Source organism: Pseudomonas sp. FG86 (assembly GCF_057808775.1).
Genome location: NZ_JBMDIS010000023.1, coordinates 52433 through 72348, shown reverse-complemented (window position 1 = coordinate 72348; position 19916 = coordinate 52433). Strand labels below are relative to the sequence as shown.

Genomic DNA, 19916 nt, shown 5'->3' with positions numbered 1-19916 from the left:
CCCGATAGCATCCAGCCTTAACCGAAGAACCAGTAGCACACCGCAATCGCCGCCACCACGCCAGCAAACTCAGCCAGCAACGCACACCCTACGGCATGCCGCGCCCGCTGGATGCCCACCGAACCGAAGTACACCGCCAACACATAAAAGGTGGTTTCCGTACTGCCCTGAATCGTCGCCGCCACCAACGCCGGGAAACTGTCCACCCCCTGCGTCTGCATGGTCTCAATCAACATCGCCCGGGCCGCGCTGCCGGAGAATGGCTTGACCATCGCGGTCGGCAGGGCATCGACAAAGCGCGTGTCCATACCGGTCCAGGCCACCACGTGGCGAATGCCTTCAAGGCCGAAGTCCAGTGCACCGGAGGCGCGCAACACGCCCACCGCGCAAAGCATCGCCACCAGATACGGCAGCAGGTTCTTGGCAACATCGAAGCCCTCCTTGGCCCCTTCGACAAACGCCTCGTAGACCTTCACCTTGCGCAACGCACCGATCACCACGAACAGCATGATCAGGCCGAACAGCGTCAGGTTGCCGAGGATAGAGGACAGGCCGGCCAATGCGGTGGCTGACAAGGTCGCCAGCAACGCCATGAAACCACCCAGCACCAGCGCACCAGGAATCAGGTACGCCAACACCACCGGGTCCCACAGCCGCAGGCGCTGCATGATCGCGACCGACAACAAGCCCACCAGCGTCGACGCACTGGTGGCCAGCAGAATCGGCAGGAATACCAGCGTGGGGTCGGCAGCGCCTTGCTGGGCGCGGTACATGAAGATGGTCACCGGTAACAACGTCAACGATGATGCGTTCAGCACCAGAAACAGGATCTGCGCGTTACTCGCGGTGTTGGGGATAGGGTTGAGTTCCTGCAACGCCTTCATGGCTTTCAGGCCAATGGGCGTCGCGGCGTTGTCCAGGCCCAGGCCGTTGGCGGCGAAGTTGAGCGTGATCAAACCGATGGCAGGGTGCCCGGCGGGCACTTCCGGCATCAGGCGGCGAAACAGCGGGCCAAGGGCCTTGGCCAGCCAGTCGACAATCCCGGCTTTTTCGGCAATCCGCAGGAAGCCCAGCCACAACGTCAGGGTGCCGAACAGCAGCACCATCACTTCCACCGACAACTTGGCCATGGCGAAAATACTTTCCACCATCGCCGCAAAAATACCGGCGTTACCGCCGATCAGCCATTGCGCCAGTGCCGACACCATTGCCACGACAAAGAAGCCAAGCCACAGGCCATTGAGCATCAGTTGAATCCCCCGAAAGATGGGGCGAATGATAGCGGGGCTGGCAGAAACGACAAACCCCGGATTTCCCGGGGTTTGTTTCGTTCACGCGGGTTTCAGCCGCGGCTGGCCTCACCGACCGGCAGCGCTTGCTTGCTGCGCCAGTGCGGCAGGGAGTTCCAGTAGCGCTCGCCCTTGGCGTCGTCGTACATGCCTTCCCAACGGGAGATCACCAATACCGCCAACGCGTTGCCGATGACGTTGAGTGCGGTACGCGCCATGTCCATGATGCGGTCGACACCGGCAATGAATGCCAGGCCTTCCAGCGGAATGCCCACACTGCCCAGGGTGGCCAGCAGCACCACGAAGGAAACGCCCGGTACACCGGCGATGCCTTTGGAGGTGACCATCAGGGTCAGTACCAGCATCAACTGCTGGCCGATCGACAGGTCGATGCCGTACAGCTGGGCAATAAAGATCGCCGCGATGCTCTGGTACAGGGTCGATCCGTCGAGGTTGAACGAGTAACCGGTCGGTACCACGAAGCTGCAGATAGCCTTTGGCGCGCCGTAGGCCTCCATCTTCTCGATCACCCGTGGCAGCACGGTTTCGGAGCTGGCGGTGGAATAGGCCAGCACCAGTTCATCCTTGAAGATGCGCATCAGCTTGATCACCGAGAAGCCAAACAGGCGAGCGATCAGGCCCAGGATCACAAAGGCGAAGAACAGGATGGCGACGTAAACCAGGATCACCAACTTGGCCAGCGGCAGCAACGATGCGAAGCCGAAGTTGGCGACGGTCACCGCGATCAGCGCAAAGACGCCGATAGGGGCGTACTTCATGATCATGTGGGTGACTTTGAACATGCTCTCGGACACGCCCTGGAACATTGTCACCAGCGGCTCGCGCAGTTCCGGCTTGAGGCTCGACAGGCCCAGGCCGAACAGCACGGAGAAGAAGATGATCGGCAGCATTTCGCCACGGGCCACGGCGGCGAAGATGTTCGAAGGGATCAGGTTGAGGATGGTCTGGATGAACGCATGCTCATGCTGCACTTCGGCGGCAGTGGCGGTGTACTTGGAGATATCGACGGTACCCAGGGTACTCATGTCGATGCCGGCACCGGGGTGGAACAGGTTGGCCAGGAGCAAACCGACCACAATGGCGATGGTGGTGACGATCTCGAAGTAAAGAATGGTTTTGACGCCGATGCGACCGAGTTTTTTCGCGTCACCCACCCCGGCAATGCCGACGATCAGCGAGGAAATCACAATCGGGATCACGATCATCTTGATCAGGCGGATAAAGATATCGCCTGCCGGCTGCAACACATTGCTGATCCACCAGGCCTTTTCAGCACTGAAATGGTTGAGCACTGCACCGATTGCGATCCCCAGTACCAAACCGATGAGGATCTGCCAGGCGAGGCTTAGCTTTGCCTTCTTCATGTCATTACCCTTACTTCAAGTGGACTTAAGGCACATGCGCCATCTGGAACGCTCGGAAGCGAAAAAGTGAGTGCATCTGCCTCCATGGAAGGTCACCGCAGCGTGGCCGAAATGGCTTACTGGCAGGCGAAAAAAGGCGCAACTATTCCCATGCAAGGGGGCGACGTCTAATGCCGTAAACGCCTACCCCATGCCGAATCGGCATGACTTTTTTGAATAATAACTGTCCGAACGGTCAGTTCAAATGCGACAGATTGCCAGGTGAATATGCCGTGAACTGGCCGATTCAGGCTCGCACAGAGATTCAGGGCGAGTTGTGGTCTACGGCAAAAATGCCTGGGAATTCAGAGGGGTCATGTCAGAAATGGCCTATAGCGCAGACAAAACTTTCTCGATGGATGGTCTCCACCGACACACCAAGTAATGGTTGAGGGAGCGCAAAAAGAAGTTTCTCGGCTATGGACGGTATGGGAGGCGAGGGGGGCTTAATAAGCCCGTCGCAAGTTCAGCAAGCTTGAGGACTTGTGAACTTGCGCCGCAGCTTTTCGCCTGACCCGGCCCTTGCGCAGGTACTCCCTGTACCCGTAGGTCACGCCGATCTCGATTGATCAGAACAACCCGGCCCCCTGGTCATGCATCACCCCTGGCGGGCGATGCAAACAGAAAGAAGCGAGGGGCTTCTTTCTATGGACGCCAGCCCCGTAGACGCCAGACGCGTCAGACGGAACCTAGTACCAATTCGGATCTTTCTTCAGCTGTTCCATCAGCAGCTTTTTCATGCCCTCATCCGGCTTACCGATAAAACGGTAATCGGCGTGTCGCGTCGGGGATTTATCTGCCGGCAAACCGGCGGGGACTTCCACCAACATGGCGTAGGCATCTTCCTTGTCGAAGCTGAAGGCAACGATCAAGCGCTTATTCCGGCACGTGTCCGCGGTTTCACAGAGCGGCCCGACCAAGTACTTGTCGCCATCCTCCTCGACAGCATTCATTTGCTCCGCCGCACCGGACAGGTTCATCACCCATTCCGGCAGGCGTTCTTCTTTCTTCACCACGCTTTGCCAGGTTTCACGGTATTGCGGGTCCGTGCTGAGCAATTCGCTGGCCCGGGTCTGACCGTCGTTGGCGGCCATTGCCAGGCCGCTGCCGCCCAGGAGCAGGACGGCAGCTATGGCTTTGAGAGACAAAGTGGTCATATTCAGCCTCGGCCGCGACGACCAAAGAAGAACGAAGCGATGAACATCACCAGGAAAACGACAAACAGGATCTTGGCGATACCCGTTGCGGTGCCCGCGATACCACCGAAGCCCAGGACTGCAGCCACAATGGCGATGATCAGAAATGTGATTGCCCAACTCAACATGGTGATTCTCCTTACGCTTCTATAGGGGTAACAGCGGTAGTGCCGTACAGCCGCTCGACTCGAGCGGCCTTTTGTTGCCTAGAACACCCAGCGCTCCTGGGATGGCAGTTCACTCAGGGATGAATCCTGGTCAACCATCCGCAGCTGCGGGGCTGTTGCATCGGCAGAAACGCTGCCAACGGAACGGAAATGGGTCTGCGTCATCACTGGACGTTCAAAATGCGGGGTTTGCTGCTGACCGTGCTGCCAATGCTGCAGTTGCTGGCCGCCAATCAACGTGACCATCAGGGCCAGGCTGGCAAACAGACCTTGTTGCAAGCGCAGTGGCGATACATGCAAGTGGCTGAGGCTTTGGCGAGTCATGCTGCATTTCTCCCGCATTCTGATTATTCGTTCATGACACTCTTGGGAGAGGTATTGCAGAGCGCATGCCAGCTTTTTTACAAAATAAAACTCAATAAAAACAATGAGTTAAATATTTTATCTAGGGATAAGGCCCAGCATCCTGCACGATGCCTCCGTGTGGGCCGTGCGAAATGCACGATAGCCAACGGTCGGATCGATGGATCGAAAACAGAAACTGCGTTGCCGAAGTGGCAAGACGGCATGAAAACGCCATCAGGTAGGCCTTGTAGGAAGACATGCAGATACCTGCACGACCTTGCCTTTTATCGATCAGAATAAACCATGCAACTTGCCCGATTATTACGGGACTAAACACCATCATTCATAGTTTAAGGAGCGCGGGACAGATGGAATCAGCCAAGGAACTTCAAGGCCGTATTCTTTTAGTGGATGACGAATCCGCGATCCTCCGCACCTTCCGTTATTGCCTGGAAGATGAAGGCTACACCGTGGCCACCGCCAACAGCGCCGCCCAAGCCGATACCCTGATGCAGCGCCAGGTGTTCGACCTGTGCTTCCTGGACCTGCGCCTGGGCGAAGACAACGGCCTGGATGTATTGGCCCAAATGCGAATTCAAGCCCCCTGGATGCGCGTGGTGATTGTGACCGCGCATTCGGCGGTCGATACGGCCGTGGATGCCATCCAGGCCGGTGCTGCCGACTACCTGGTCAAGCCCTGCAGCCCGGACCAGTTGCGCCTGGCCACCGCCAAGCAGTTGGAAGTGCGCCAGCTCTCCGCGCGCCTGGAAGCCCTTGAGGGCGCAGTCCGCCAATCGAAGGACGGCCTCGACTCCCATAGCCCGGCGATGATGGTGGTGCTGGAAACCGCACGCCAGGTGGCCGGGACTGATGCCAATATCCTGATCCTCGGCGAGTCCGGCACGGGTAAAGGCGAGCTCGCTCGTGCTATTCACGGCTGGAGCAAACGTTCGAAGAAGTCCTGCGTCACCATCAACTGCCCCTCTCTGACGGCGGAACTGATGGAAAGCGAATTGTTCGGGCACAGCCGCGGAGCCTTCACCGGCGCCAGCGAGAGTACCCTGGGGCGTGTCAACCAGGCGGACGGCGGCACGTTGTTTCTTGACGAAATCGGCGACTTTCCCCTCACTTTACAGCCCAAATTACTGCGATTCATCCAGGACAAGGAATACGAGCGCGTGGGCGACCCGGTGACCCGGCGCGCCGATGTGCGCATCCTCGCGGCTACCAACCTGAACCTGGAAGACATGGTGCGCGACGGTCGCTTCCGCGAAGACTTGCTGTACCGCCTCAATGTCATCACCCTGCACCTGCCGCCGTTGCGCGAACGCAGTGAAGACATCCTGACCCTGGCCGACCGCTTCCTGGCGCGCTTCGTCAAGGAGTATGCCCGTCCGGCACGCGGCTTCAGCGACGAGGCCCGCGAGGCCCTGCTGAACTATCGCTGGCCGGGCAATATCCGCGAACTGCGCAACGTGGTGGAACGCGCCAGCATTATCTGCCCTCAGGAAAAAGTCGAAATCAGCCATCTCGGCATGGCCGAGCAACCGACCAACAATGCGCCGCGGATTGGCGCGGCGTTGAGCTTGGATGAACTGGAAAAAGCTCACATCGGCGCGGTACTGGCCACCAGCGATACCCTGGACCAGGCGGCCCGAACCCTAGGCATCGACGCATCGACCCTGTACCGCAAACGCAAACAGTACAACCTGTGAGCGGTACCTTATGAAGCTAGCGATGACACTGCGCACTCGATTGTTCTTGAGTATCTCCGCGCTGATTACCGTCGCCTTGCTGGGGTTGATCCTGGGCCTGGTCAGTGTGATGCAAATGGCCAAGAGCCAGGAGTCGCTGATCCGCAGCAACTTCATCACCTTGGACCTGGGCCTGAAGTTGCAACAAACCCTGGGGGACCAGTTGATCCTGATGCTGGATAAGCCTCCGGACCTGGCGGCCCTGCAAACCTCCAAGCAGTACTATTTCGAGCTGCTGAACCAAGGCATCGCCCATGAGGAGCAAGATGGCCTCGCCAGCGGGTTCAGCCAGGCGCGAATTGACTACCAGCAGTTCCTGAAGGCATTCGAGGACTCCCAACAAACCTCGCTTGCCCACAATAAGAACGAAAAGCTCACCGAATCCTTCAATGCGTTGCGCAATGGCCTGCTCGCCGAACACAAGCGCGCCCTGGAGAATATCAACACCAGCGAGCACAAATCCCGTGACCGTGCGTTGTTGATCGCCGGACTGCTGGGCCTGGTCGGCCTGGCGGTGCTGATCATCGGTTTCATCACCGCCCATGGCATCGCACGGCGCTTTGGCGGGCCGATCGAAGCCTTGGCCAAGGCGGCGGACAAGATCGGGCAGGGCGATTTCGAAGTAACGCTGCCCATCTCGTCGGCCGCGGAGATGAACCAACTGACCCGCCGCTTCGGCATCATGGCCGAGGCATTGCGCCAACATCAGGCAACCAATGTCGACGAGCTATTGGCCGGTCAGCAGCGCTTGCAAGCCGTGCTCGACAGCATCGATGACGGGCTGTTGATGATTGACCGCCAGGGCCATCTGGAACACCTCAACCCCGTCGCACAGCGCCAGTTGGGTTGGGACGAGGAACGTCTTGGCCAAGGCTTGAGCGAAGCACTGGGGCGCCCTGAAATGGATGAACAGCTTCAATTGGTGCTGCGCGGCGGCAACCTGGAGCGGGCGCCCGAGGACCTGGAAGTGGAAGTCGAAGGTGAATTGCGCCTGCTGACCTACAGCCTGACGCCGGTCAGCCATACCCAAGGCCACATCCTCGGCGCAGTGATGGTGCTGCATGACGTGACCGAGCAGCGCGCCTTTGAACGGGTACGCAGCGAATTCGTGCTACGCGCCTCTCATGAACTGCGTACGCCAGTGACCGGTATGCACATGGCATTTGGTCTGTTTCGCGAGCGCGCGAAGTTTCCTGAAGACTCGCGGGAAGCGGACCTGCTGGATACGGTCAATGAAGAAATGCAGCGCCTGATGCAATTGATCAATGACCTGCTCAACTTCTCGCGCTATCAGAACGGTCTGCAAAAACTCACCCTGGGCCCGTGCGATGTCACTGACTTGCTGGAGCATGCACGTGCCCGCTTCGCTGAACCGGCGAATGCGCAACATATCGAATTGCTGGTTGAAGCCCAAGCCGACTTGCCGAGGTTGTATGCCGACCAGGCTCAGCTGGAGCGCGTGCTCGATAACCTGTTGGGCAACGCCCTTCGCCATACCGCCGAAGGCGGGCAGATTCGCTTGCAGGCCCGGCGACATGGCGAACGGGTGATTATCAGCGTCGAGGACAATGGCGAAGGTATCGCCTATGGCCAGCAAGGCCGTATCTTCGAACCCTTCGTCCAGGTGGGCCGCAAGAAAGGCGGCGCCGGCCTCGGCTTGGCGCTGTGCAAGGAAATTGTGCAGCTGCACGGCGGTCGCATGGGCGTGTACTCGCGGCCGGGGCAGGGCACGCAGTTCTACATGGCACTGCCCTTGTAGGCGCCTGGCTCGCAGTGGCGCGAGTGCTGTCGAAGGGTCGCGCCGTCCCGCTGCGTGTAGCCGTCACGGGCTTGCGGGGGCGCCACAAGCACGCTTGTTCGCAGATTCAACGGCGATTCAGGGCACGCAGGATGGCGGCGCTTTCCGCATCCGGTGTGCCATCGAACAACGACGGCCGGAAGTGCATCTGGAATGCGGCGATCACGTGGCGCGTGGCGACATCCAGCTCGCCGGTTTGCGGCGTCTGGTAGCCCAGGCGGGCCAACTCTTCCTGGAACCAGGTGATGCTCGGCAGATCGGTGGTGTACTGCAACTGGAAGCGGGCGACGGCCTGCGCATCGGGCCAGATCCCCAAGCCCTCGTCAGCCAGGCGCTTCCACGGGAACAACGGACCCGGATCCAGCTTGCGCAGCGGCGCGATGTCGCTATGCCCAATGATATTCCTGGGGTCGATGCCATTGCGTTTGCTGATGTCCTTGAGCAACACCACCAGGGATTTCACCTGGGCTTCGGAATACGGGTACCACACGCGCCCCGTCGGCGTGTCGCGATACCCCGGGTTGACGATTTCGATGCCGATGGAGCTGGAGTTCAGCCAGGTTCGGCCCATCCACTCGCTTTCCCCTGCATGCCAGGCGCGCTGGCTTTCGTCCACCAGCTTATAGATGGTGGCAGAGGCGTCGTCGCCGATCAGATAATGGCTGCTGACCTGGCCATGCGTGAGCAAGGCCAGGGAGCGCTCAAGGTTGGTGGAGGTGTAATGCACGACAACGAATTGCACACGGTTGTCGTGGTTCACGGAAGGGTGGCTGGTATCCAGACGCGGGCCACTGGCGCAGCCGGCGAGCAGGAGAAACACAAAGGCGAAGCACAGGGATTTCATGGCGGAAGACAGTACGCTGAAGACAATAATGCAACAGTGTAACGTACGGCTTCTTGCCTGGCGGTCAAATTACAAAATGGAACATCTTTCAGGCCGCCTGCACCTGGTTACGCCCTGCCGCCTTAGCGCGGTATAACGCCTCGTCGGCGCGCTTGAGTGCCAGCTCACTGCGTTCGCCAGGCTGGAACTGCGCCACCCCCATCGACACCGTGATTGTCACCGGCTCGCCCTTGAAGTGAAACGGACAGGCCTCGATGGCAGCGCGCAGCATGCCACCCACCGCCAAGGCATCCGCCAGGGATGAGTCCGGCATCAGCAAGACAAACTCCTCACCGCCAAAACGCGCGATGAAGTCGCCCGGACGCAGGCGCTTGCGCAATACGTTGGCGATGATCTTCAACACTTTGTCACCCGCCAGGTGACCATAGCCGTCGTTGATGCGCTTGAAGTGGTCGAGATCCAGCATCGCCAGCGACAGGCTGTTGCCACGCTGATGCCAGATGTTCACCTCATGGTCCAAGCGCTCGCTCCAGGCCGCACGATTGGGCAGGCCGGTGAGCGGGTCGATCAGGGCCTTCTGGCGTTGCACCTCCAGGTGCTCGCGATAGCCCTGGGCCTCCTGTTCCATATTGGCGACGCGCTCCGCCAGCCCCTTGAGCCGCGTGGACAATTCCTGCTCGCGCTGGTCGCGCTGCTGCTGGTGTTCATCCATGGTGCCGAGCAAGCCTTCAAGGTGGCTTTCGAGCACCTTCTTGAGACTGTCCAAGTCAGCCGCTTCCTGCACGCTGCTTTGCAGGCCGTCGACCTGCTCGCGAATCTGCGTGTCCAGCTCACGGGCTGCTGAGCGGCTGTCGGCATGGCCGTCGCTGGCCACCTGCAAATGCCCCTGGAACGCTTCGAGCCGCTCGTTCAATTGCTTGAGGTAAGCCTCGAACTCATGCTGGCCGCTGTCGGTGACCGCCAGCATCAGCACGGCCAGGTCATCGAGAATCGGCAGCAATTCGTACCAGTTCAGCCCATGGGCCAGGCGTTCGCGCATGGCTTCGGCCTGGGGCCGATGGCGTTCGGGGAGGGACAGGTCTTCCAGCAGGCCGAGCAATGTGTCTTCGATGTGCTTGGCCACGGAGCTGTAGGACGGCTCAGGCGAATCGGGCAGCGCGTAGACGCCATCCGATTGCAGCTCGTCAGGATCGGCACTCTCCAGGACGGGCGGCAGGGACAGGCTGCCGATAGTGGTCTCGTCTGGCGCATCGATCAGCACGTCGGGCGCCTCGATAAAGGCAGCGAGTGCGCTTTCGGGTGCTGGCTCCTGGATCGCCGGTTCAGAGACCTCGGTCTCAGCTGCCTTGATCGGCTGCGCGACAGGAGTGGCCTGGGCCGGAGCCTCGAATACGAAGGTTTCGCTGGCGACTTTCGCGGCACCGGCAACCTCTGCGACCGGTACAGCCTTGACGGGCGCGACTGACACGGCAGGCGCAGCAGGCGCAAGCTGAGGTTGAGACTCAGGGGCTGCCGGCAGCGGCGCAAAGGCCCGCAAGGCTTGGGCCAACTCTTCGGATTGTGCAGGCGCTTGGGGTGCTGGTTCGGCTGCGACCTGGGTAGCAACAGGCGGCGGCGCGGACGGCGGCGACGCTGGTTCGCCCACTGGCGCCTCAGTGCTGGCCTCCCGAGTGCCAAACAGGCGTTGCAGCAGGCCCGGCCCGGAGCGCGTGGCTTCACCCTCCGGCTCCAGATTATTCAACGCTTGCCCTTGCAGGGCGCTCAACTCACTGAGCAACAGCGGAATCTCGCGCGCCTGGCCGACACGGCCATCCAACTGCTTAGCGAAGGTTTTCAGCGGGCGCGCGACTTCACGGGGCAGCGGCAGTTTTTGCAACTGCGTCACCAGGGCCGTCAGCGCAGCACCCATCTGGTCGACACGCGTTTCGCGGCGCTGCTCTGAATCCAGCACGGCTTTTTCCAGTCGCGGCAACAAGGCAGCAAGGGCGGCGTCCATATCATCCGTGCGCACGACATCGCGCATTTCCTTCATGCATTGATCGACCGCGCGGTCGGTGCCCTCAGCAGCCAGCGTGCTGCGTACCAACCCTCGGCGCAGCAGGTCGAGGCGAGAGGCCCAGCGACGTTCGAGCTTTTCTTGTTGCTCGATGCTTAACAGGTATTTTTCTTTCCAGCGCTGGGCGTCGTCGCTCATGCAAGGGGTCCGCGAGGGCCGGGGCTCAACGCGGGCAATGCATCAACCGTGAGCGAACCCGGCAGACGAATCTCTACCGCGACCGGCAGGTGATCGGAGATAGGCTGCGCCAGCACCTGCACACTTTCGAGTGTGAGGGTCGGGCTGAGCAGGATATGGTCAAGACAACGCTGCGGACGCCAGCTGGGAAACGTGGCTTCGACTTGCGGCGCCAGTAGCCCGAGGTCCCGCAACGGGGAATTCTGCAACAGGTCGTTGGCATGGGTGTTCATGTCACCCATCAGCACTTGATGCTTGTAGTTGCCAATCAACTCGCGCACGTAGGCCAGTTGCAGGTTGCGCGTACGCCCCCCGAGCGCCAGGTGCATCATCACCACCACCAAGGCCTCCGGCCCTTCACCGAAACGCACGAGAATCGCTCCCCGGCCCTTGGGGCCCGGCAGTGGGTGATCTTCGATGGCGGTCGGTTTAAGGCGGCTCAGCACACCATTACTGTGCTGCGCCAGACGCCCGAGGTTGCGATTGAGTTGCTGATACCAGTAGGGGAAGGCACCGAGCTGAGCCAGGTGCTCGACCTGGTTGATGTAGCCCGAGCGTATGCTGCCGCCGTCGGCCTCCTGCAAGGCGACCAGGTCAAAGTCGTTGAGCAGGTTGCCGATCTTTTGCAGGTTACCGGCCCGCCCATTGTGAGGCAGCAGATGCTGCCAGCCACGGGTCAGGTAGTGCCGGTATTTTTCGGTACTGATACCGACCTGGATATTGAAGCTGAGCAGGCGCAACCGGCTATCTGCCGGCAAGCCCGTGGATTCCAGGTGATGCTCATTGACCCGCGCGTCATGCAGGCCAACAACGCGTTCGGTACCCCAGCGGCGCATGACAGGCCCCTTACTTGGCTGCGCGCTCTTTGGCGATCAGTTGGTCGGCAACATTGAGGGTCGCTTCAGGACCACCGGTAGTGCCCAGGTCGAAACGGTATTTGCCGTTGACGATCATGGTTGGAACGCCCTGCACGCCATACTTCTGCGCGAGTTCCTTGGCCTGCTTGATCTGGCCCTGGATGGCGAAGGAATTGAAAGTGGCCAGGAACTTGTCCTTGTCTACACCCTGGGTTGCGACGAAGTCAGCCATTTCATCAGGCTTGGTCAGGCGCTTGCCTTGTTTCTGGATCGCGTCGAAGACGGCGTTGTGAACCTTGTGCTCCACACCCATGGCTTCCAGGGTCAGGAACAGTTGGCCGTGTGCATCCCAAGGGCCGCCGAACATGGCCGGAATACGTTTGAAGTTCACATCGGAAGGCAATTTCTCAACCCATGGGTTGATGGTCGGTTCAAAGGCGTAGCAATGCGGGCACCCATACCAGAACAGCTCCACCACTTCGATTTTACCGGGTACCGATACAGGTACAGGGTTAGCCAATTCAACGTAGGTCTTACCGGCTTCAAGCGGCACGTCGGCAGCTTGTGCGGTCATGCCGAAGAGGCTGGCAGTGACGAGAGCGGCGCTGAGGATCAGATTACGCATGCTTTACTCCTGGACAAATAAAGTCGCCTCACGCGACCTTTGTTGTGACAGGTCTACGCGGGCATGAGTTCGTTAGTGTAACGGCACCGGCCACAAAAAAGGGCGGCCTAAGCCACCCTTTTTATGCTTGCATCGCGGGATTAATCGAGCGTTAACGTACTGCCCGGATCAGTGCAGGCCCTGGATGTACTGGGAAACCGCTTCGATATCCTTGTTGCTGAGCTTGGCAGCAATGCTCTGCATGATCTTGGTATCACCGTCGTTGGTACGATTGCCTTCACGGAAGTCAGTCAGCTGCTTGGCGACATACTGCGCATGCTGGCCGCTCAAGTGAGGGAAGCCTGCCGCTGCAAGGCCTGCGCCATTAGGCGAGTGGCAACCGATGCACGAAGGCATGCCTTTTTCAAGGTTGCCACCGCGGAACAGGTCTTGGCCACGGGCCACCTGCTTGGGATCGGCAGCTCCCACACTGCCTTTCTGGCTGGAAAAATAGGCGGCGATATCGGCCAGGTCCTGGTCACTGAGGTTGGTCAGCAAGCCGGTCATTTCCAGGACCGTGCGCTTGCCGTCCTTGATGTCGTGCATCTGCTTGGTCAGGTAACGCTCCCCCTGGCCGGCCAGTTTGGGGAAGTTCGGCGCCGGGCTATTACCATCCGGTCCATGGCAAGCACCACACACGGCGGCTTTCGCCTGACCCGCAGCAGCGTCGCCTGCAGCATGGGCAACACCGGTGATGCCCAAGGTCAACAGCAGACTCACGATCAGTTTGTTCATCAGCTAATCCAACTACGGCTAAGGGTTTAAGAGTTATCTAACCGGGTTTACTCACCATCATTTCAATAATGGCCTGGTAATCCTCGGGACTGCAGTCCATGCACAAACCACGCGGCGGCATTGCCTTGAAACCCTGGGTCACGTGTCGCACCAGCGTGTCCATGCCCTGCGCCCGCCTGGGCGCCCATGCTGCCTGGTCACCCCGCTTCGGGGCGTTCGGCAGTTGGCCGGCATGGCAAGCCACGCAAACTCGGTTGTACACCGCTTCCGGATCCTGTGTAGCCTGAGCGCCGTAAAGCGGAACCAGGACACCGATAGCAAGCAACCATCTGGTCATACATCGACCTTTTCAGGGTTTGAGAGCGTTTTGCGTTCTAATGCGCAATAAAGGTCTATCGCTCCCGTGAACTTCATCCTTCGCTGGGACAAAGCACACACAAAATCTGCGGCATTATATACTGGCGCTACTGAAACGGAAACGACACCGCTTGCCGCACCCTTTTTCGGCACCGCCCACATCGGAAATCTCATGCAACTCAAGAATCCCATCCTCGGCCTGTGCCAACAGTCCACGTTCATGCTCAGCGCCGCCAAAGTTGACCAATGCCCCGATGACGAAGGCTTTGAAGTCGCCTTTGCCGGTCGCTCCAACGCTGGTAAATCCAGCGCGCTGAACACCCTGACCCACGCCAGCCTGGCGCGTACCTCGAAAACCCCGGGCCGCACGCAGTTGCTCAACTTCTTCAAGCTAGACGATGATCGGCGTCTGGTCGACCTTCCCGGCTACGGTTACGCAAAAGTCCCTATCCCGTTGAAGCTGCACTGGCAGCGTCACCTGGAGGCTTACCTGGGCGGCCGGGAGAGTTTGAAGGGCTTGATCCTGATGATGGACATCCGTCATCCAATGACCGACTTCGACCTGCTGATGCTCGATTGGGCAGTCGCCAGCGGCATGCCAATGCATATCCTGCTGACCAAGGCCGACAAGCTGACCTACGGCGCCGCCAAGAACACGCTGCTCAAAGTGCAGGCCGAAATCCGTAAAGGGTGGGGTGACGCGATCACCATCCAGTTGTTCTCAGCGCCAAAGCGCATGGGCCTGGAAGACGCCTACACCGTGCTGGCCAGTTGGATGGAATTGGCAGACAAGGGCGCGGAAATCGCCGAGTAACTTTTCGACGGGCAAAAAAAACCCCGGACTTCGTATGGGGAGGGGAAGTTCGGGGTTCAAGTTCCGGACCGCTAGGGCGGGGTCCAGATATCTGCCAACACTTAACACAACATAGGAGCATTGAAGGGCTTCACCACCCATTCAGTAACTCTGAGTCGCATTTCATGAGTTAAGTTCCTGCCCGCCCAAAAAACTATTGGCAATAACTGACATCACTTTCGGATCTAACGCGCTCAGCCGCCACGCTGGGTGGCGGCAAAGCCGCGAAATCAGTGGGCTTCGTCCCAGTTGTCGCCCACACCCACTTCCACCAGCAAGGGCACATCCAGTGTCACGGCCTGGCTCATGTGCTGACGAATCTCCTCACGCACTGTATCGACCAGGTCTTCGCGAACCTCCAGCACCAATTCATCGTGCACCTGCAGGATGACTTTGGCGTCCAGGCCCGACTCGGCCAGCCAGTGATCCACCGCCACCATGGCTTTCTTGATGATGTCCGCCGCCGTGCCCTGCATCGGTGCGTTGATCGCCGTCCGTTCGGCACCCTTGCGCAGCGCCGGGTTCTTCGCGTTGATGTCCGGCAGGTACAGGCGACGACCAAAAATGGTCTCGACGTATCCCTGCTCGGCCGCCTGGGCGCGGGTGCGTTCCATATAAGCCAGCACGCCAGGGTAGCGGGCGAAGTAGCGGTCGATATACGCCTGGGATTGCTTTCGGTCGACGCCGATCTGCTTGGCCAGGCCAAACGCGCTCATGCCGTAGATCAGGCCGAAGTTGATCGCCTTGGCGCTGCGCCGCTGGTCGGTGGTCACCGCATCCAACGCCACCCCGAATACTTCGGCAGCGGTAGCCTTGTGCACATCCAGGTCATTACGGAAAGCATGCAGCAGGCCTTCATCCTTGGCCAGGTGCGCCATGATCCGCAGTTCGATCTGCGAGTAGTCCGCCGCCAGCAACTTGTAGCCTTTGGGCGCGATGAACGCCTGGCGAATCCGCCGGCCTTCGGCGGTGCGGATCGGAATGTTCTGCAAGTTCGGGTCACTGGACGACAAACGCCCGGTTGCTGCCACCGCTTGGTGATAAGACGTGTGAATACGCCCGGTGCGCGGGTTGATCTGCTCTGGCAGGCGGTCGGTGTAGGTGCTTTTGAGCTTGCTCATCGAGCGGTATTGCATCAGCACCTTGGGCAGCGGGAAATCCTGGTCGGCCAACTCGGCGAGCACCGCTTCGGCGGTCGACGCCTGGCCCTTGGCGGTCTTGCTGAGCACCGGGTGACCGAGTTTTTCGTAGAGGATCGCGCCCAATTGCTTGGGTGAGCCAAGGTTGAATTCTTCACCCGCGATGGCAAATGCCTCACGCTCCAACTCGACCATCTTGTTCCCCAGCTCAACGCTCTGCACACCGAGGAGCTTGGCATCCACAAGCGCACCCTGGCGTTCGATACGCGCCAACACCGGCACCAACGGCATTTCGATATCCGTCAGCACTGAGGCCAGGCTTGGGATAGCCAGGAGTTTTTCATGCAGGGTCTGATGCAGGCGCAAGGTCACGTCAGCATCTTCTGCGGCATATGGGCCGGCTTGTTCGAGGGAGATCTGGTCAAAAGTCAGCTGTTTGGCGCCTTTGCCGGCGATATCCTGGAAGCTGACGGTGGTGTGACCCAGGTATTTCTGAGCCAGGCTGTCCATATCATGGCGGGTGGCGGTGGAATCCAGGACGTAGGACTCGAGCATAGTGTCGTAGGCAATGCCCTGCACCGAGATGCCGCATGCCTGATCACCGCCGATAGCGCAGTTGGCCAGGATGTTCATGTCGAACTTGGCGTGCTGGCCGACCTTGAGCTTGCTCGGGTCTTCGAGAATCGGCTTGAGTGCGCGCAGCACCGTGTCACGGTCCAGTTGCTCCGGTACGCCCATGTAGGAATGGGTCAGTGGGATGTAGGCGGCTTCATAGGGCTGGACTGCAAACGACAAGCCCACCAATTGCGCCTGCTGGGCATCAATGCCAGTGGTCTCGGTGTCGAAGGCAAACAACTTGGCGTCGCCGAGCTTCTTCAACCACACGTCAAAACGCGCCTGGTCGAGGATGGTTTCGTACTTGAGTGCGGTATCGACGAGCGGCGCATTCTCCACAACCGGAGCCGCCACCTCCAGCCCCGAGCGCTTGGCGTCGCGTTGCACTTCGTCGAACCAGCTCTTGAACTCCAGGAGGGTGTACAACTCCAGGAGCTTCTCGCGATCCGGCTCGATCAGGTGCAGGTCATCCAAGCCCACATCCAGCGGTACATCGATCTTGATGGTTGCCAGCTGGTAGGACAGGAACGCCATCTCCTTATGCTCCAGCAGCTTGGCCGGCAGCGTCTTGGCACCGCGGATGGGCAGGGTTGGCACGATATCCAGTTGCTCGTACAACTCTTTCAGGCCGCCATTAACGCCCACCAACAAGCCAGAGGCGGTTTTGGGACCAATGCCTGGAACCCCTGGAATGTTGTCGGACGAGTCGCCCATCAGCGCCAGATAGTCGATGATCTGCTCCGGAGCGACGCCAAATTTCTCCTTTACGCCCTCCACATCCATGGCGCTACCGGTCATGGTGTTGACCAAGGTAATGTGCCCGTCCACCAGTTGCGCCATGTCCTTGTCACCGGTCGAAATCACCACCGGGCGGTCAGCGGCCGCGCTGCTGCGGGCCAGGGTGCCGATGACATCATCGGCCTCGACGCCTTCGACGCACAGCAAAGGGAAGCCCAGGGCGATCACACTCTGGTGCAGCGGCTCGATCTGCAAGCGCATGTCATCGGGCATGCTCGGACGGTTGGCCTTGTACTGCGCGTACATATCGTCGCGAAAGGTCCCACCCTTGGCGTCGAACACCACCGCGAACGGGCTGTCCGGGTACTGCTTGCGCAGGCTCTTGAGCATGTTCAACACGCCCTTGACCGCACCGGTCGGCAGGCCTTTGGAGGTGGTCAGCGGTGGCAGCGCATGGAAGGCGCGGTACAGATAAGAAGAACCGTCCACCAGGACGAGGGGTGCTTGGCTCATGAGCAGGATCAACCTTTTCGGCGGGTCAGGCGCTAGAATAGCCGGACCAATGAAAACAAAGGGACAAGGTTATCATGCGTACATTCAATCGCCTGCTGTTGACCGGCTTGTTTGCATTCGCTCCGCTGGCCGCCATGGCGGCAGACACCGCCCCTTCGGGCGACCCGGAAGTCACCATTCGCACGGAAGGCGACCGGACTATCCAGGAGTACCGCCAAAACGGTTTCCTGTACGCAATCAAGGTGACCAAGAAAGGCTTTCCACCGTACTTCCTGGTGCGCGCGGACGGAACCGATGCGAACTTCATCCGCTCTGACCAGCCGGATATGCTGATCCCTTCATGGAAGATCTTCGAATGGAAATGATTTCTTAACTTTAATCGGCGCTGCTCCCCGCAGCGCCCGTAATGGCAGTTTTAACCATGTCTGTGTTCACCCCCCTGGCTCGGCCCGAGCTGGAAACCTTTCTTGCCCCCTATGGGCTCGGCCGCCTGCTTGACTTCCAGGGGATTGCCGCTGGTAGCGAAAACACCAATTTTTTTATCAGCCTGGAGCAAGGCGAGTTCGTCCTGACCCTGGTTGAACGCGGCCCGGTCGCAGAAATGCCGTTCTTCATCGAACTGCTCGACGTGCTCCACGACGCCGACCTGCCCGTGCCCTACGCCCTGCGCACCACCGACGGCGTAGCCTTGCGCGAACTGGCCGGTAAACCGGCGTTGCTGCAACCGCGCCTGGCCGGCAAGCACATCAAGGACGCCAACGCCCAGCACTGCGCCCAGGTCGGCGACCTGCTCGGCCATCTGCACTTGGCGACGCAAGGCGAGAAAGTGCTGGAACGCAAGACTGATCGCGGGCTGAACTGGATGCTCAGCGAAGGCGCGCAGCTGATTTCGCACTTGAACGATGCACAGCAAAGCCTGCTGCAAGCTGCATTGACTGAAATCGAGGCCCACAAGGTCGAGATCCTCGCCCTGCCGCGCGCCAACGTTCACGCCGACCTGTTCCGTGACAACGCGATGTTCGAAGGCACGCACCTGACGGGCTTGATCGACTTCTATAACGCCTGTTCGGGGCCAATGTTGTACGACGTGGCGATCGCCCTGAATGACTGGTGTTCGGATGCCGACGGCGTGATAGATGGGCAACGTGCCCGTGCGCTGCTGGGTGCCTACGCAGGGCTACGGCCGTTCACCGCCAAGGAGGCCGAGTTGTGGCCGACCATGTTGCGCGTGGCCTGCGTGCGGTTCTGGCTGTCGCGACTGATCGCCGCGGAATCCTTTGCCGGGCAGGATGTGTTGATCCACGATCCCGCCGAGTTCCAGCATCGGTTGGCGCAACGCCAGCAGGTCACCGTCCACCTGCCATTCGCGCTCTAAGGACCCACCCGGTCAAAAATGTGGGAGAGGGCTTGCCCCTCCCACATTTGATCTTCGTTAAGGCTTACAACGACTCCAGGCAACCTGCCAGGTCATTCCCCAACTTATCCAACACCTGCTCGTAACCCTGGGCCGACGCCGGGGTGTAGCCGCCCAGTGCATCCAGTTCCGCCAGTTTCACCGGCAAACCGGCCACCAAGGTCTCGGCAAGGCGCGGGCGCAAGGGTGGTTCACTGAACACGCAGGTCTTACCGACTTCCTGCAAACGCGTACGCATCGCCGCCACATGCTGGGCGCCGGGTTGCACTTCGGCCGCGACGCTGAACACACCGGCGTGCTTGAGCCCATAAGCGTCTTCAAAGTAGTCGAAGGCCTCGTGGAACACGAAGTAAGGTTTGGCACTGACGCCTGCCATACGCGCTTTCAGGCGCGCGTCCAAAGCATCCAGGCGGCCATCAAACGCTTTCACGTTGCTCTGATAACGCTCGGCATTCTCCGGGTCGACGGCGCTGAGGTCCGCAGCCATGCGCGCGGCGATGACCCGCGCGTTGACGGTCGACAGCCACAAATGTGCATCCAGGCTGCCCGGGCGGTGATCGTGGTCATGTTCGTCAGCATCATCGGCGTGAGAATGGCTATCTTCGGCGAAACGACGCAATTTCATGCCCGGCAGGTCCTGCACCGCCACGGTTGCCGCCGTACGGCCCTTGAGCACGCGGGGCAGGAAGCTTTCCATGTCCGGGCCGATCCAATAGAGCAAGTCCACCGATTGCACACGCCGTACGTCGGATGGGCGCAAGGCGTAGTTATGGGGCGACGCGCCTGGCGGCAACAGCACCTCTGGAATGGCCACACCCTCCTGCACAGCCGCGGCGATCAGTTGCAGCGGCTTGATGCTGGTCAGCACCTTGACCTCGGCCTGCGCGGCACCGGCAATGAACAAACTGGCGGCAAATACGACAAAAACGGGAAAAAGTCGGGACACGATGACCACTCAATGGCGTAGGAACGGGTAACATA

18 protein-coding genes are annotated in these 19916 nt (G+C 59.9%); 5 read left to right on the top strand and 13 right to left on the bottom strand.

From position 1 onward, the window contains the following. Window positions 1-17: 17 nt before the first annotated feature. From ACODSV_RS16945 to ACODSV_RS16925, 5 genes are all read right to left on the bottom strand, one after another. Window positions 18-1247: a nucleoside recognition domain-containing protein gene (locus tag ACODSV_RS16945; RefSeq protein WP_024072641.1), complete on the bottom strand. Its 1230-nt coding sequence runs from the start codon at window positions 1245-1247 to the stop codon at window positions 18-20. 95 nt (window positions 1248-1342) lie between these two features. Then, window positions 1343-2674, bottom strand: coding sequence for a glutamate/aspartate:proton symporter GltP (gltP, locus tag ACODSV_RS16940; protein ID WP_024072640.1), 1332 nt, complete (start codon window positions 2672-2674; stop codon window positions 1343-1345). A gap of 728 nt (window positions 2675-3402) precedes the next feature. Then, window positions 3403-3870 (bottom strand): inhibitor of vertebrate lysozyme family protein, encoded by a 468-nt coding sequence (locus ACODSV_RS16935; protein ID WP_102624633.1) that lies wholly within the window; start codon window positions 3868-3870, stop codon window positions 3403-3405. Window positions 3871-3872: 2 nt separating this feature from the next. Next, entirely contained in the window at window positions 3873-4037 is a 165-nt protein-coding gene (locus tag ACODSV_RS16930; protein ID WP_003170804.1) for a DUF1328 domain-containing protein, read from the bottom strand. Window positions 4038-4115: 78 nt separating this feature from the next. Then, on the bottom strand, window positions 4116-4400 hold the full coding sequence (locus ACODSV_RS16925) for a hypothetical protein (protein ID WP_024072638.1): 285 nt from the start codon (window positions 4398-4400) through the stop codon (window positions 4116-4118). A 389-nt stretch (window positions 4401-4789) separates the two neighbouring features. On the opposite strand from ACODSV_RS16925, the gene algB reads away from it, so the two are divergent. Continuing rightward, window positions 4790-6136 (top strand): sigma-54-dependent response regulator transcription factor AlgB, encoded by a 1347-nt coding sequence (gene algB, locus ACODSV_RS16920; RefSeq protein WP_024072637.1) that lies wholly within the window; start codon window positions 4790-4792, stop codon window positions 6134-6136. Between the two features lie 10 nt (window positions 6137-6146). After that, on the top strand, window positions 6147-7934 hold the full coding sequence (locus ACODSV_RS16915; RefSeq protein ID WP_150055258.1) for an ATP-binding protein: 1788 nt from the start codon (window positions 6147-6149) through the stop codon (window positions 7932-7934). Between the two features lie 106 nt (window positions 7935-8040). Here ACODSV_RS16915 and ACODSV_RS16910 read toward each other — a convergent pair whose 3' ends face one another. From ACODSV_RS16910 to ACODSV_RS16885, 6 genes are all read right to left on the bottom strand, one after another. Next, entirely contained in the window at window positions 8041-8817 is a 777-nt protein-coding gene (locus ACODSV_RS16910; protein ID WP_024072635.1) for an N-acetylmuramoyl-L-alanine amidase, read from the bottom strand. Between the two features lie 88 nt (window positions 8818-8905). Continuing rightward, window positions 8906-11011 carry a diguanylate cyclase gene (locus ACODSV_RS16905; protein ID WP_150055256.1) on the bottom strand — a complete coding sequence of 702 codons (2106 nt, stop codon included), beginning with the start codon at window positions 11009-11011 and terminating at the stop codon, window positions 8906-8908. Further along, window positions 11008-11886, bottom strand: coding sequence for an endonuclease/exonuclease/phosphatase family protein (locus ACODSV_RS16900; RefSeq protein WP_150055255.1), 879 nt, complete (start codon window positions 11884-11886; stop codon window positions 11008-11010). Before ACODSV_RS16900 ends, ACODSV_RS16905 begins: the two co-directional genes overlap by 4 nt. A 10-nt stretch (window positions 11887-11896) precedes the next feature. Continuing rightward, complete coding sequence (dsbA, locus tag ACODSV_RS16895; RefSeq protein WP_024072632.1) at window positions 11897-12532, bottom strand: thiol:disulfide interchange protein DsbA; 636 nt, start codon at window positions 12530-12532, stop codon at window positions 11897-11899. A 168-nt stretch (window positions 12533-12700) separates the two neighbouring features. Further along, window positions 12701-13306, bottom strand: coding sequence for a c-type cytochrome (locus ACODSV_RS16890; protein WP_024072631.1), 606 nt, complete (start codon window positions 13304-13306; stop codon window positions 12701-12703). Between the two features lie 37 nt (window positions 13307-13343). Beyond that, on the bottom strand, window positions 13344-13643 hold the full coding sequence (locus tag ACODSV_RS16885; RefSeq protein WP_024072630.1) for a c-type cytochrome: 300 nt from the start codon (window positions 13641-13643) through the stop codon (window positions 13344-13346). Between the two features lie 192 nt (window positions 13644-13835). Between ACODSV_RS16885 and yihA the strand changes: the two genes are divergently transcribed. Then, window positions 13836-14477, top strand: coding sequence for a ribosome biogenesis GTP-binding protein YihA/YsxC (yihA, locus tag ACODSV_RS16880; RefSeq protein WP_024072629.1), 642 nt, complete (start codon window positions 13836-13838; stop codon window positions 14475-14477). Window positions 14478-14746: 269 nt separating this feature from the next. Here yihA and polA read toward each other — a convergent pair whose 3' ends face one another. Continuing rightward, window positions 14747-17521: a DNA polymerase I gene (polA, locus tag ACODSV_RS16875; RefSeq protein WP_024072628.1), complete on the bottom strand. Its 2775-nt coding sequence runs from the start codon at window positions 17519-17521 to the stop codon at window positions 14747-14749. 74 nt (window positions 17522-17595) lie between these two features. Here polA and ACODSV_RS16870 point away from each other — a divergent pair, with 74 nt between their 5' ends. Together ACODSV_RS16870 and ACODSV_RS16865 are read left to right on the top strand one after the other, a co-directional pair. Beyond that, a complete protein-coding gene (locus ACODSV_RS16870) occupies window positions 17596-17886 on the top strand; it encodes a DUF2782 domain-containing protein (RefSeq protein ID WP_024072627.1) in 291 nt (96 codons plus the stop codon). Window positions 17887-17942: 56 nt separating this feature from the next. Then, window positions 17943-18896, top strand: a complete 954-nt coding sequence (locus ACODSV_RS16865; RefSeq protein WP_150055254.1) for a homoserine kinase — start codon at window positions 17943-17945, stop codon at window positions 18894-18896. A 64-nt stretch (window positions 18897-18960) separates the two neighbouring features. On the opposite strand, the gene ACODSV_RS16860 is transcribed toward ACODSV_RS16865, so the two are convergent. After that, window positions 18961-19890: a zinc ABC transporter substrate-binding protein gene (locus tag ACODSV_RS16860; protein ID WP_024072625.1), complete on the bottom strand. Its 930-nt coding sequence runs from the start codon at window positions 19888-19890 to the stop codon at window positions 18961-18963. Window positions 19891-19916 lie beyond the last annotated feature (26 nt).

What these genes read in the sequence shown, in the direction of transcription:
- yihA (WP_024072629.1), top strand. Translation starts at nt 13,836, where the DNA reads ATGCAACTCAAGAATCCCATCCTCGGCCTGTGCCAACAGTCCACGTTC.
- gltP (WP_024072640.1), bottom strand. Translation starts at nt 2,674, where the DNA reads ATGAAGAAGGCAAAGCTAAGCCTCGCCTGGCAGATCCTCATCGGTTTG.
- ACODSV_RS16890 (WP_024072631.1), bottom strand. Translation starts at nt 13,306, where the DNA reads ATGAACAAACTGATCGTGAGTCTGCTGTTGACCTTGGGCATCACCGGT.
- polA (WP_024072628.1), bottom strand. Translation starts at nt 17,521, where the DNA reads ATGAGCCAAGCACCCCTCGTCCTGGTGGACGGTTCTTCTTATCTGTAC.
- ACODSV_RS16865 (WP_150055254.1), top strand. Translation starts at nt 17,943, where the DNA reads ATGTCTGTGTTCACCCCCCTGGCTCGGCCCGAGCTGGAAACCTTTCTT.
- ACODSV_RS16930 (WP_003170804.1), bottom strand. Translation starts at nt 4,037, where the DNA reads ATGTTGAGTTGGGCAATCACATTTCTGATCATCGCCATTGTGGCTGCA.
- ACODSV_RS16900 (WP_150055255.1), bottom strand. Translation starts at nt 11,886, where the DNA reads ATGCGCCGCTGGGGTACCGAACGCGTTGTTGGCCTGCATGACGCGCGG.
- ACODSV_RS16935 (WP_102624633.1), bottom strand. Translation starts at nt 3,870, where the DNA reads ATGACCACTTTGTCTCTCAAAGCCATAGCTGCCGTCCTGCTCCTGGGC.
- ACODSV_RS16885 (WP_024072630.1), bottom strand. Translation starts at nt 13,643, where the DNA reads ATGACCAGATGGTTGCTTGCTATCGGTGTCCTGGTTCCGCTTTACGGC.
- ACODSV_RS16945 (WP_024072641.1), bottom strand. Translation starts at nt 1,247, where the DNA reads ATGCTCAATGGCCTGTGGCTTGGCTTCTTTGTCGTGGCAATGGTGTCG.
- dsbA (WP_024072632.1), bottom strand. Translation starts at nt 12,532, where the DNA reads ATGCGTAATCTGATCCTCAGCGCCGCTCTCGTCACTGCCAGCCTCTTC.
- ACODSV_RS16905 (WP_150055256.1), bottom strand. Translation starts at nt 11,011, where the DNA reads ATGAGCGACGACGCCCAGCGCTGGAAAGAAAAATACCTGTTAAGCATC.
- ACODSV_RS16915 (WP_150055258.1), top strand. Translation starts at nt 6,147, where the DNA reads ATGAAGCTAGCGATGACACTGCGCACTCGATTGTTCTTGAGTATCTCC.
- algB (WP_024072637.1), top strand. Translation starts at nt 4,790, where the DNA reads ATGGAATCAGCCAAGGAACTTCAAGGCCGTATTCTTTTAGTGGATGAC.
- ACODSV_RS16925 (WP_024072638.1), bottom strand. Translation starts at nt 4,400, where the DNA reads ATGACTCGCCAAAGCCTCAGCCACTTGCATGTATCGCCACTGCGCTTG.
- ACODSV_RS16910 (WP_024072635.1), bottom strand. Translation starts at nt 8,817, where the DNA reads ATGAAATCCCTGTGCTTCGCCTTTGTGTTTCTCCTGCTCGCCGGCTGC.
- ACODSV_RS16870 (WP_024072627.1), top strand. Translation starts at nt 17,596, where the DNA reads ATGCGTACATTCAATCGCCTGCTGTTGACCGGCTTGTTTGCATTCGCT.